Raw genomic sequence first — 13,372 nt, 5'->3', positions numbered from 1 at the left:
GCCTATAAATGTTGACTGCGTTTGATACTTGTGATAATTTGGCGTGCCATCTATTGTAAAGCATGGATCGTTAACTCCGTGAGGTCACAGCACAATTTTTATACATTATCTATGAAGCAAAAAAAAGTCCCAACCAAATAGGTTGGGACTTAACTTAAGCTGTTTAGCGGGATTTAATAATTGATGTAAACCCAACTCGCCGTGTCTTCAATATCTGACTCATTGTATTGAATGACGTAGAAATAAACACCGGTAGGCAGCAAACCGTCTCCAGCTGCAAGCCCAGAATTTGGTATGCCCGCAAACTCTTCATAGTTAGAAGCGCTTGTTTCATAGACCACGCTACCATTTCTATTAAACACTTTTAAATTAAAGTTGTCATACTGTTCTACCAATCCTGGAATCGAGAAAGTATCATTAAGGCCATCATTGTTGGGAGAGAAGCCTTCAGGGAATACTATTTCACAAGTTTCTACGGTGATGGTAAATGAGGTAGTATTATAACAACCATCAGGGTTTTGTAATCTGGCAAAAACTTGCTCACCATTGGAAGCATTATAATCAGTTGGTAACGCATTTGCACCTGATTCCGCATCTGCCTGTGAGCTATAGTAGCTAACTGTATTGCCACCGTTTGGATCTATAAAGGAATCCTGTTGGCTTAAATCAAATACCAGCATTCCATCAATTGGAGCCTCATCACACTCGGTAAGGTCTGGAGCTGTTCCAATTGCGGGAGCTTGGCTGATGACCAAATTAAATGGAGTAACTCCAAAACAGTCAGCATCATTTGTATTTTGCAATCTCACATACAACACTTCAGGTCCTCCTGAACTTGTATATAGAACAGATGTGTCAATAGGATTGGTTTCCGTCTGCGCATCTGTATCACTATTATAAATGGTGTATGCTACATCTACAGGATTTCCTGCGGCATTATCGATCACGCTAAGGTAGCCATCCAGATCAAAATCTTCCTGTCCATCACCATTCGGCTCGTCACAAAGTTCGAAATCAGGTATATTGGTCAGATTAGGTGTTGAGCTTACCGTGAGGTCAAAAGAGCCAATAGCGCTACAACCGTCATCGATGGGCGAAGTTCGGTTTGCAATTCTGACCCAAATGGTAGAAGTACCTATAGATTGATCATAATTTAGTGGCAATGGGTTTACACCGTCATCAGCATCCTGCATATTAGCGTGATAACTGATGTCAAATGTATTGGGATCTTGACCTCCTAGTACGTCAGAGGTAAATACGCTCAGGTCTACAATCTCAGAGCCTGAATTATCGTCATCACAATAATCTAGCAAAGTGTTATCCACTGGATCCACAATACCATTTTCAAAAATTGTAATATCCTGGCTGAAGTTACGCACATCTCCAGAGACATTAGTTACGTTTACACTAACAGTATAGGTGCCTGGATTGGCATAAGTATTCGTCACTACACTAGGTCCAGTCACCATGGTGGTATTCCCGTCGCCAAAATCCCAGTTGGAGGCTGCGACTTGTGGTAGACAAGCCAACACGAATTCGGTGGCATCTCCTTGACATTGATCATTCACCACAAAGGAGCTCGAAAATTCTGACTGGATAAATACAGGTAGCCCTTGCTTAGATCTACCAGGAGAAATATCTATAGCATTGAGTTCAACCAACGGTGTGGGAGTGTCAACGTTACTAATTCTACCAAGACTTTGCGCACCGTTATGGGCTATATAAATATTGTTGTCCTTGGCCAATTGAAGTGTTCCTCTACCTATACCAGTAAAACTACCAATAGTTTGCTTGGAGGAAACAATGTTGGCCTGATCGCAAAGACTATATTGATAAAGATTTTTCATTTCAGATCCAAGAGGCGGGTTATCCCCAGTTGAACCGTAGTCGTCACTTTCATCATGGTACAGATACTGGGAGGTGGCTGAAAACTCTGCACCGTATACTGGTCCAGTATGTAATATTAGACCGTTTCCACCAAACTGACCGTTACTAGGGTTAAAGTCATACAATACGGCGCCTTCAAAACCTGTAAAGGCATTTTGGTTACAAACTACCAATTTAGTACCATCTGGCGAAATTCTCAACATTCCCCTATCAGCACCCGAGGCAGCTGTTGGCGTTGTATAATAAGGCAAGCCTCCGTTTCCGCCTTGAGCCACGGGAGCAGCATTTACGAAGGAAACACCTGCTGAAGGAATACCTCTAACCTCCCAAGCAAATAACGCATTGTTAACTCCAGAACCAGGAGAAGTAGCAGTCGCGCTACTTCTGGCAAAGGTCATTACATAGGCATTATTTGTTCCCGTTTGGATAGTCGCAGAAACTTTTTCTGCACAAGTGTCAAGAAGCACAACGTTCTTGATACCTGGAACGACATCACCGAGACCACCATTCAAAGCCATTTCTATTCGAGAATAGGCCAGAGGTGTGGTATTTCCATTACCTACTGTAAAAATGAAATAAACTCCTGGTGTTTCTGGAGCTTTAACTACGATAGAAGCCTGTGTAGCAGATGTTCCGCCAAGTAACCCGTCTCCGTTGGGCATTACATCTCCATTTCGGTTGAATACCGTTTGACCATTGGTAAAAAACAAAAGGTTACCTGAGTCATCAGAGATAGTCCCAACACCTTCTTCCTGAGCGTAACCTGAGTTGAGTACTACAGGGTCACTAGAACGGTTTTGGGGATTTGGGGTAAATTCGACTGCTGCCTCAATACCAAAGATCCACCACGAGGACTCTTCCTGTGCGAAGGACATCCAGGTGGATAGAAAGAAGATTGATAAGAGTAATACTTTTTTCATTGGGCTATTTTTAATTTTGGTTTGTTACTGTAAATACACGTATCCCGATAAGGGTTTTTGATTAGGTTCGTTTAGCTCTAAAATATAGAAATAAGTACCTGTAGGTAACCTTTTACCAGGTGAGAAAAGGCCTGTGTTGGAAGTGCCGTCCCAGTCCTGGGTTTTATTGCTTCCTACCCATACTTTTTGTCCATACCTGCTAAATATATACAATTTAAAGTTATCATAGATATTTCTCAATCCAGAAACGATTAAAGTATCATTTCTTCCGTCACCGTCAGGGGTCACGACATTAAAAATTTCAATTGTGCACTCTTCCACCTGAATAATAAAGGGTATGACCTGAAAACAGTTGTCATTTTCAACCCGAACGTACAACTCCTGAATTTTATATTGATTTACATAAGTGTCAGTGTTCATGATGGCGTTTATTCCCAAGTTAGCATCTTCTGAGCTCTCATAAAAGCTGACCCTTAAATTTGGCTGAAGGTCGATCACCATTTGAGCTACTTCAGTTAAATCAAAAACGGCTTTGTCAAATCCTGTGTCGCAGGAAGATAAGGGAGTAATTTCCAGGTCCAGCGATACATTTTCAAAGACTTCGATATCAATTTCTAACTCAAATACCTGGACTAGTGTATCCACTATTACCCTGACAGTATATGTCCCTGGAGCCGAAAAGAGATGGGTGGGCATCAATTCCGTTGAAGTATTTGCAAGCCCAGAATTTGGGTCTCCAAAGTCCCAGTTGACTGAAACAATATTAGCAGAAGTGTTGATTTCAAAAACTTGGGGTTCACCAAAGCAATGGTTATTGGCATTTATTGAACCATCTAACAAAAATGACTGAACAAAAATGGGTAAACCATACCATGCAATCGTATTTGGAGCCAAAGCAAATTGGTTATAAACATAATTGGCTGATGGACCGGCTGCATCTGGATCATTAATTACACTCAGCGCACTCTCATTGATTCGTGAATGGTAAATTTGACCGTCTAATCCTAATTGCAGGGCTCCCCTGAATGTATTAAAATTATCCTGATGGACCAGCGTACGGCTTCCAGCAATGTTTGAAGCAGTCAAATCAAACTGCAATATCTCACCTCTGTCAAAATCAAAAATCTGCGTTACAGAAGGAGTCATATAATCTGCTTCTGCATACAAATAGCGACCATTGGGAGAAAACTCTACACCATAAAAGGAAGCTCCATCGCTACGGGTCATCAAAGGTTGGGGATTTGAAATCACCCCAGTTGCGTTGTCAAAATCGTAAAGGTACAGTTCGCCACCATTGGCATAAGCTGTACTTCTTGCAAAATTGATGGAAGTAATACCTGAAAATTCGGCAGAGTTGTTGTTTGAAAAGTGAGCAGCAACAAGCTTATTACCTCGAGCATTTACCTTAATATATCCACGCATTGCTGCGACGTCAACATTGGAGAAATTTGTATTGACTAATTCGATAAACGGAGTTACCTGAGAGATGACCGGTGTGGGGTTTAAGCCGGCGGCCGTAATGGAATAGGCAAAATAATTGTCTTCAAATTGGGTGATTACCCAAAAACCGTCGCCGCTGGCATTGGAGATGGCGGTTAATTTTTCTGAAACCAGTGGGAGTAAATTGATGTTTTTGTTAGCAGGGTCTACATCTCCCAATCCCGCATTTAAATCCATATCAACGATACTGTAGTGAAAGCCCTCATTATTTGTATAATTTAAATCATCAGTATCAACGGTAAAAATGTAGAAGAGCCTGGGATTACCAGGTTGGGGTACGATGATCGCACTGCTGGTGCTAGATGAATTACCTTTTAAGCCTGAGCCATTGGGCATGATGTTATGGGAGGCATCATATACTAGCGATCCATCTGTATAAAAAAGAAGGTTGCCCACTTCATCTGATATAGTCGCACAGCCTTCACCTGTGACCAGTTGGCCATCATTTGTTGGAACAGCAGACCCAGAATTGAAGTCTATTCCGGCATTGATACCAAAATACCAGTTGGCTGATTGCAATTGCGCTTTCGCGAAAGCGCAACAACTCAAACATAAAATAAGAATGATTTGCTTCATGCTCCTATCTGTAAAAATAGGGATTTTAGACTTATCTCTTTAAAGTAAAGTGTGCGGCAAAAGTGGTGCCGTCAAGCAAGGTCGCCTTGAACCAGTAATCGCTGGATGGCAAAGGGGTCCCATTAAACGTGCCGTCCCAACCAGGTCCCTCGGGAGAAATTTGTTTCAACAACTTACCGTATCGATCAAAAATGAAAATCTGGGTATTGGGTTCAAAAACATTACTAACGCCACTGAGTTGCCAAAAATCATTGTAACCGTCGCTGTTAGGTGTAAAAAACCTGGGGTATCCTACTATACTAAATTCCTGCGTTGTTACACCACAACCATTTTTATCCCTAACATAAAGTGTGTGGAAACCAGGTGGAACATTTAGAAATAGTGGACTGTCTTGATAGGGTTCATCCAGACTGATGCGGTATTCATAAGAGCCCAAGCCAGACACAACTGCTGTGATAGACCCCTGGGTACCACTACCTGCATGAACGATATCGATGGCATCAATTGTAGCGGGTTCTGAAATAATCACAGTGACTTCACGATCTTGTGAGCAACCATTAGCATCCGTTACTGTAACCTGATAATTTCCACCTGTAGAAACTGTAATGGACTCGGTCATCTCGCCTGTACTCCAGAGGTAACTGTAATCGCTGGGCGTTCCTTGTAATAAACCACTGTCTATTTGGAGGGGCTGTGGATCATTACCGCAATAATCAATCAGTTCTACCCTTTCAATATTGGGTAATGGATTAACCACTAATTCAATTTCAGCGATCCCATAGCAGTTTCCATCGGCTGACTCTGCTCTTGCAAATATGGTCTGATTGAAGGCGGTAGTATTGGTGAACATGACCGGAAGAGGATTTTGTTCCGTAAGCGCCTCATCATAGTTCGCATAGTAATTAAGTTGTACCCCAGCTGGTGCATTTGCTAACACATCGCTATCTGCATTGTTGAGGTCAAATAAAGCAAAGCCATCTTCAGTACCATCATCATCGCAAGATTCCAGGCTGGTATCCTGTGCATCACTGGCACTCACTGACAAGGTAATCTGGCTTAAGGTATAGCATCCTGTGGTCGTATCCGTGACCCTAGCAGTTACCACCTGCATTGCAGTTGCATTGGTGAAGGAGTTTTTGTCTAGGGGGTTATTTTGCTGATCAGCATCTGTTTGATTCAGGTAATATTGAACATCAACACCAGTAGCTGCGGCAGAAACGGTACTGTCAAAATTAGATAAATTAAAAATCGTCCGACCGTCTGGCGTACCATCTTCATCACATTGGAAGGCTTGGGAGTCAATCGCTACAGGTTTCGGATGAACGATCAGTACAAAACTTTGGGTCGTGTCCTCACAGGTTTGCTCATTTCGGTTTTGGATGCGAACGAAGACAGTTTGATTAAAAGGAGTTTCATTAGTGTAGAGATCTGGCAAGGCTTGTTGTCCTGCATCAGCATCTGCCTGCGACCGGTGGTAGGAAATGTCAAAAAGGTTGGGATCTTGCCCAGCTAGTATTGTTTGATCTTGGGAGCGCAAGTCAAACGTTGCCAAGCCGTCAAAATCATCATCACATTGCTCCAGATCACTAGTTGGATTTGCTATAGGTTGTTCAAACAACCTCAGTTCAAAATCAACCAAATCAAAACAATCCGCGTTGTTATTATTGGCTATTCGGGCGTAAAGTCTTACGGAGGGTTGGGTAAGTGTATAAGGCAAAGACAATTCATTCATATTGTCCATCGCATCTGTGTCTGAGACAAAATAGGATACGTTAAAAATGGTGGGATCCTGAGTTCCCAGCACCTGTGGAGATATAACATTTGCTAGATCAATAGTTTCTGCTGTGTCTTGACCCAAATCACAAACATTGATATCAGTAGGTGCATTGGCTACAGGAGATTCAAAGATTTGTACATTTTTTCTATACACACGTGAAGCCCCTCCAGTAGTTAAAGTGAGTGTGACATTGTAAATTCCTGGGGTGGCGTAGATGTGATCTGGATTCTCTAGAGAAGAGGTCGTTCCATCTCCAAAATCCCAAAGTACGCTGGTAGGAGGTGTATCGGTCTGAAATTCAAAGGTAGTCGCATCTCCAAAACAGGTGTTTTCTACTTGGATCAAAGCAAAAAAACTTTGAATAAATGGCGGCAATCCTTGGGTGGAAAGTCGCCCAGCCAGAGGGATAGCGTCGTGCTGATAGTTACATCCAGGGCCAGGTACATTTGGATTATTGATCACACCCAAAAACCCGCGGCCACTATTGTAGCTTTCAGAAAGTGCTCTATAAATCCGACCATCCAGTCCTAATTGAAGGGAGCCTCTGTATCCTTGACGCTGATCGATGACAGTCCCAGCCAGTAAAACATTCGATAAATTTTGTGGGGTTAATTCGTATTGATATAATGAAGAGTTATGTGCTGTAGCCTGGGCCGATTGGGCATCGTTGGAGGCTGTTACATACAGAAGACTGCTATCTGGAGAAAACTCCACGCCATATCCTGCGATATTGGGAGCATTGACCTGTACACGTCTCTCATTTGATACCGCGCCGGTGGTCTGGTCAAAATCATAGATATAAGTACCTGCAGTCATATTACATGAAACGAGAAATCTGCCATCAGGAGAAAACTTGAGATTACCTCTTCTCTCGGAAACAGGGGAGGCGACTGTGGACTGCACGGGAATTGGATCTACTCCATTGACACCAACCTTGTACGTGTAAAAGGTATCAAAGGTTGCTCCGCCCCCAGCACTTGCCAAAGTGGTCACAAAGATCTCATCATTGGTCGCGTGATTAATAGCGGTCAATTTTTCAGAACTGTCAAACAAAAGTTGCGGCGGATTGGCTATGTTGGTGGTTACAGCGCCCATGCCCAGATTCAGCGTCATGTCCACTTCATAATAATTCACTCCATCTCCACCACCTTGACGCCCTACCGGATTGTCTACAGTAAAGATGTAATAAATGTCTGGGTTCTGAGGTTTTGGGATGATGATCGCACTTTGAGTACTAGAAGGGTTTCCTCTCAGTCCCTGACCATTTTGCATGATTTGATGGCTACGGTCAAAAACTACAGTTCCATCAGTGTAGAATAATAACTGACCATTTTCATCGGAAATAGATGCGCAACCTTCATTGGTACTTACTTGGCCATCCGTAAGCGCAGTAACCGCTCCAGTAGCAGGATCAAAACTTATCCCAGCATTAAAACCAAAATACCAATTAGATGCCTGTAGTTGTGCCTGGGCCATAAAGCCTAGAGAAATCATAAAAAACAGGAGTAGTACTAAGGTTTTTCTGCGCATGGCGCGAATTTACCACAGAAGTATCACAAATCCCTGCGTTTTAACAATCGATAAGACCAAAATGTAAACAATGTCGTCCATCCCAGGCAAACCAGCACATTGATCCAGCGCACGCTGTAATCTTTTTCAAATTCGCTTTGCGATAAAGTTTCCCATCCATTTTTTACAAGACTTACCTTGGTAAATGGTTCTACTATCAAATTAGATATAGAAGACATGGGTAAGATATCACGCAATACATCCCAAATTCCGTAACCAAACCTCAAATCAATGTGGGAGGTAAATAAAAAAGTTAACAATTCAAAAATACACCAGATGCCTATGAGTCCCAGTGCAAAAGCACTGCGCTTGACCAAAATACCAGCAAATAAGCAAAAAGCAAAGAAAGTGAGATGACTCAGAAAAAAAGCGCCGACATATTCTACATCCCGAAATACTAAATTGAATTCGGTGATATCAGAATACAGGTAGCCCAGGAATAAACAAACCAGAAAGACCAATAGAGTCACTACAAGAGCCAAAGCAACCACCAAATAAAACTTGGACAATACCAGTTCTTTTTTGCTCAAACCGTCGATCAGATTTTGCTTTAAGGTTCGATTACTGTATTCACTTGCCGTAAGAGATACAATCACAATGGCGATCAGAAATTTTAGAAAACTAAGGATGTAAGGGCTCAAATGCCAGATGTAGGGAAAGTCAAAAATCCCTAAGTCCGAAAGACTGGCCTTTGCACCTTTAAAAGGAACTTCATATAATCCTACAAACATTAAGGCAAATACGATCACCAAATAAATAATCGTGAGCACCTTACTGCTTTTACTGTACTTGAATTTATGGAATTCTATGTCGATTAGTCTTTTCATGGTAGGAATTATAATTGGTTGGTAAGTTCGATGAATTGGTCTTCCAAACTTTGTTTTTTGTGGAAAAGCGTGCTCAGATGAATCCCCTGGTCAAAGGCATCCTTGTTGATCTGGCTGTTGTCTACATCCTTTATTAAGATAACTTCAAAACCATCTGCCAATTTTTCAATGGATCCGGCATAGTTCTGATTGTTGATAAAGGCAAACAAATCATCGCGATTAGGAGCGTCGATAACAATGGAACCATGGTTATTATTCATTTCATCTACAGGGCCTGAATACAACATCTGTCCTTTTCTCAACACTATCACATGGCTGCAGACTTTTTCCACTTCGTCTAGCAAATGAGAAGCCAGCAATATAGTAGTGCCAGTGGCTGCAATTTTCTGAATAATATCCCTGATCTGTCTTATTCCCTGCGGATCCAGTCCATTGGTAGGTTCATCCAGTATAAGGATTTCGGGATCATTGAGTAGCGCGCTAGCGATGGCCAAACGCTGTTTCATCCCTAATGAATAGGTTTTAAAGGGAGAGTGCTTTCGCGAAAGCAAATCCACAAGCTCTAGCTTTTCTTCAACTTTTGAGTAGTCGATTTCCTTGATCTTGCAAACCAATTTAAGGTTTTGTACCGCACTCATACTCGGATAAAAATTGGGGCGTTCAATAATAGCGCCAATTCTTTTCAGTGCTTGATGAGTCGTCGTGGTTCCATCGAACCATGAATAATTTCCGCTGGTAGGATTGACCACACTTAACACCATTCCTAGTGTGGTTGATTTACCACTCCCGTTGGGACCTAGTATGCCGTACACATGTCCTTTTTCTATGGTAAAGGAAATATGATCCACCGCAGTCAGGTTACCATATTTTTTATGCAGGTCATTAATTTCAAGGATTGTTTCCATGAATAAGCTTTTTTGTTGTATTATGTGACTGAAAGAAACAAAAAATGTTACCGAATCTATGAGTCAAAAGGTGCTGAACGATAAATTGCTTTCAGAAAAGAAGCCTACTTTCCCCATTGCCACTTCGCTCGCGGCTTACGTAAAAAAATATAACAGAAGCACGAGCATCCCGGTGTCCTATGACGATTTGTTGAGGTTTTCAGGCTCCGTTACTGTTTATGATAAAAATGATGAAGATACGTTATGGGTGCGTTGTTATTATCCAGACTACGAGCGTATCCATATTGACAATCACCTCAAAAAAATATATGATATACTCCACAGTGATGGCCGGGATGAGTCCCTGGATTACCTGAGTGTGGATGCAGTAGACTACTGCACGTTTGGCAATACCAAACCCTTCAGGATCAAAATCAGGAATATCCTGAATGACGGTTTTACCTATTTCTACGTAAAAAAAGCCGATGCCTCCCGGGTTTACGGGCTTGAACTCGAACACCTGCTCTCACCACACCGTATCAATTTCTTAGTGTATAAAGACACCTTAATTGAAGAACATATTGCCGGAATACCTGGTGACGAATTCATTGAAGATTATATGGATGGTTGTGATCACCAGGAACTCACCCAAATCGCCAAAGAATTTGTCAAATTCAACGAGCGCTGTCTGATCCGTTTGTTGGGGGATATGAGGGCCTATAATTATGTCGTCATACCCACCCATGATTTTGATCGCGTAAGTTATGCCATCAGGGCCATTGATTTTGACCAACAATCTTATGAAGGTAAACTGAAAGTATACCGACCACAGTTTTTTAAAGAAAATGTGGCCATGGTGATGAATGTAGCCGATTGTCTGAAAAATGAAAGTATCGAACAATACAAAAAAGAAGAGCGTGCTTTGATCGCCAAACGTCTGATCAATACCCAAACCAGGTATAAGCACTTGATCAAATGTATGAAAGCCGATTATCTTTCCACACCGGGGAAATTTAAGGAGTTAAGACGCGAACTCCACCAATTCACCGGCGATATCAAGTTTAAAACCGCCCGAAACATGGGGGGTGTGCTGAATACAGCACTCAACTTTGTGAAACGCAATTATCATGATGTCGATCATTAAATTATGCTAGATTTAGCTTGTATATGACTATTTGGTTTAAAAACAGATCTAGTTACTGATTCGTTTAAACCACGTTTAGCCTTCGCAAGGGATATCGGCAGTCCTCATTGTTGACAGTAATTAAGATAGATACTGAGCAAACTTTGAGCTGTGGATCAATGTAGATTGATTTTTACATCAACTCTTCATCCCTTTATCATGAAGACTTTTTTTGTTGTGGTGTGGTGCAGGAGTGCCCAACTCAGCCGCTGTGTTGTTGTAGATCAATGGCCGATTGAGAAAATATAATCATGTTTCCCGATCCCAGTCATACAGGTGCATTTCACACTAGTTCTCAACAAACATGGTCGGTGTATGACGCCGCTGGAAGAGAAGTAGCTGCTGGTGATGATCTCAGAGTAGATCTATCGACCCAATCAGTCGGAATCTATTTCTTTAAGACCACCACGCAAACTATAAAATTGGTAATCAAATAAGAAACAATATTTGCTAAAAACAAAGGCTGGAACGACATCATAGCGGTTCCAGCGTTTTAATGGTCTTAGGCCGATAAGAGAAGGTCTTTATTTTTTCTCCTCGCGGTTAAAATAGACCAGATAGTAATACATCTGTCGCTCCTCGTCCCAACCTTTTTCAATAAACTTATCTGCGCTGTCGGGATTTGTAAAGTCCATCTTGATCTGTACATGAGTATCCAGGTTGATCACACTTTTGATGCCTTTACGGGCCGCGGTTACGGCTTGATTGGAAATCGGGAAACTCGATACATCTTCAATGGAGTATTTGGGCCCTTTTTCTACCTTATAGTTTTTGAATTCCGGAATCAAATCTGGGTTGTCCAATGTCTCATTCAGAAAAGCAGTTTCTTCAAAAGCATCATTTTTGGCAAAGTGATTCACCGCCCGATTCATAAACATTACTTCTTCTTTTTTATCTTCTGCAGGAAGCACAACTTCCTTGGCAAAATCCTGGCAGAATTTCAAGTATTTCTTGGTAAAAAAGTTTTCATCTTCAAAAACATCCACACCTAAAAAACTTTCTAGCCAATATTTGGCATCATACCTATTGGAGTCTACTGATAGTATTTTATAGCCAGATTCAGCTTCTACATTAAATATAATAGCCCCTTTGTCTAGTTTGTTGAGGTTGACGCCTTGTTGTAGAATCATTTTAAGATTGTCTTCCTGTTCTTCAAACTGCAGGAAGTCCTGTTTAATCTCACTTTTGAAGATTCCGATAGCATCGGTTTTGTTATTGTCCACCATTACATTATCAAAATAGCAAACGTAGAGTTCGCCGCTTCTGATATGTGGGTGTACCGATTGCTGATAGAGGTGTTTAGCAATCTTTTTACTGTTGTCCAGTAAGGAGGCAGGGGTGGAGAATATCGCTTTCGCGAAAGCGTACATCTCGTGAAATTCAAGATCCTCATCGTGGAAAAAACTGTAGTAAGCCTCTTCCTTAGAACGGAAGGGTTTCAGGAAATATTCCTTCAGTAAAGCATGCATCTCATCGTCCAGGGAGGTGCTGTCGCTGGAGGTAAGTAACATCTCACCTTTGTTTTTGTTACCGACGCGGTGAATGGCGAGGTTTTCTATTCTTGTATTATAAAGGTTGATCATGGCTTAGTAAAGGTCGTATTCGTCAAAGGATTCTTCATCGTAGAAGTTATCATCGTCATCATCTAAGTCACCACGGTACTCTTCTTCACCGTCGTGGAATCTGGGATCAGCTTCAAAATTTTTATCTGGAGGGGAATCTGGGAGTTCGCCCATGGCAAAAATAACTTGGGGATAAGAAGTGCCATCCACAGGTCCAGCCACATCGGCCAACTCTACCAAAAAGGTCCACATGGAAAGAAAATCATAGACATAAATCATCCTTGTCTTTTCTTTGCCCATGACGTCCTCTAATTGGGTATCGCACATTTTCTGCACGGGTGCGGTGCCCTCGCTCATATCAAACAAGCAAAATTCCTCACCTTGATTCCATTCCTCGTCACTGGCATAGAAACTGGCCATTTCATCACCTTCCAATTGAAAGGATTGTGTGATGACGTTGTGAAATTCTTCCAAATTACTGGCACCATCAATCTCGATATCCCTAAAACAGTCAGTGGAGGCATCCAGGATGACTCGAATTCTATAGATCATTTAAAGTCAAAATTTAAGGTCGGCAAAGATAACGGATTTACGGCGTTTATGATGAAGTCAATCGTTAATATTGCGGTTCAACGGAGGCCTTTCGTCAACTGGCTTTTGTTCCCAAAAGCATCGGTTGAATACAAA

Annotated in this window: 9 protein-coding genes; 2 read left to right on the top strand and 7 right to left on the bottom strand. The window is 41.7% G+C overall.

Annotated elements, in window-relative coordinates:
* Positions 1 to 173 precede the first annotated feature (173 nt).
* Genes EGM47_RS10360 through EGM47_RS10340 form a run of 5 tightly spaced genes read right to left on the bottom strand, consistent with a single transcriptional unit; the run spans position 174 to position 9,961 of the window.
* Positions 174 to 2,807, bottom strand: coding sequence for a T9SS type B sorting domain-containing protein (locus tag EGM47_RS10360; protein WP_124980737.1), 2,634 nt, complete (start codon positions 2,805 to 2,807; stop codon positions 174 to 176).
* Positions 2,808 to 2,831: 24 nt separating this feature from the next.
* Entirely contained in the window at positions 2,832 to 4,883 is a 2,052-nt protein-coding gene (locus EGM47_RS10355) for a T9SS type B sorting domain-containing protein (RefSeq protein WP_124980736.1), read from the bottom strand.
* A gap of 31 nt (positions 4,884 to 4,914) precedes the next feature.
* Positions 4,915 to 8,190, bottom strand: a complete 3,276-nt coding sequence (locus tag EGM47_RS10350; protein WP_124980735.1) for a T9SS type B sorting domain-containing protein — start codon at positions 8,188 to 8,190, stop codon at positions 4,915 to 4,917.
* A 23-nt stretch (positions 8,191 to 8,213) separates the two neighbouring features.
* The gene (locus tag EGM47_RS10345; RefSeq protein ID WP_124980734.1) at positions 8,214 to 9,056 is read right to left on the bottom strand and encodes an ABC transporter permease; all 843 of its coding nucleotides are present in this window, start codon (positions 9,054 to 9,056) and stop codon (positions 8,214 to 8,216) included.
* An 8-nt stretch (positions 9,057 to 9,064) separates the two neighbouring features.
* Positions 9,065 to 9,961 (bottom strand): ABC transporter ATP-binding protein, encoded by an 897-nt coding sequence (locus EGM47_RS10340; protein WP_124980733.1) that lies wholly within the window; start codon positions 9,959 to 9,961, stop codon positions 9,065 to 9,067.
* A 58-nt stretch (positions 9,962 to 10,019) separates the two neighbouring features.
* Here EGM47_RS10340 and EGM47_RS10335 point away from each other — a divergent pair, with 58 nt between their 5' ends.
* The gene (locus tag EGM47_RS10335) at positions 10,020 to 11,084 is read left to right on the top strand and encodes a hypothetical protein (protein ID WP_240642394.1); all 1,065 of its coding nucleotides are present in this window, start codon (positions 10,020 to 10,022) and stop codon (positions 11,082 to 11,084) included.
* A 290-nt stretch (positions 11,085 to 11,374) separates the two neighbouring features.
* Positions 11,375 to 11,560 carry a T9SS type A sorting domain-containing protein gene (locus EGM47_RS10330; RefSeq protein WP_124980732.1) on the top strand — a complete coding sequence of 62 codons (186 nt, stop codon included), beginning with the start codon at positions 11,375 to 11,377 and terminating at the stop codon, positions 11,558 to 11,560.
* An 87-nt stretch (positions 11,561 to 11,647) separates the two neighbouring features.
* On the opposite strand, the gene EGM47_RS10325 is transcribed toward EGM47_RS10330, so the two are convergent.
* Together EGM47_RS10325 and EGM47_RS10320 are read right to left on the bottom strand one after the other, a co-directional pair.
* Complete coding sequence (locus EGM47_RS10325; RefSeq protein WP_124980731.1) at positions 11,648 to 12,706, bottom strand: nucleoid-associated protein; 1,059 nt, start codon at positions 12,704 to 12,706, stop codon at positions 11,648 to 11,650.
* A gap of 3 nt (positions 12,707 to 12,709) precedes the next feature.
* Positions 12,710 to 13,237 (bottom strand): IS1096 element passenger TnpR family protein, encoded by a 528-nt coding sequence (locus tag EGM47_RS10320; RefSeq protein ID WP_124980730.1) that lies wholly within the window; start codon positions 13,235 to 13,237, stop codon positions 12,710 to 12,712.
* Positions 13,238 to 13,372 lie beyond the last annotated feature (135 nt).

This window comes from Nonlabens xiamenensis (genome assembly GCF_003865345.1).
Lineage (GTDB): Bacteria > Bacteroidota > Bacteroidia > Flavobacteriales > Flavobacteriaceae > Nonlabens > Nonlabens xiamenensis.
Note: the sequence above shows the minus strand (reverse complement) of the source record. Positions and strands in the feature narration are given on the sequence as shown.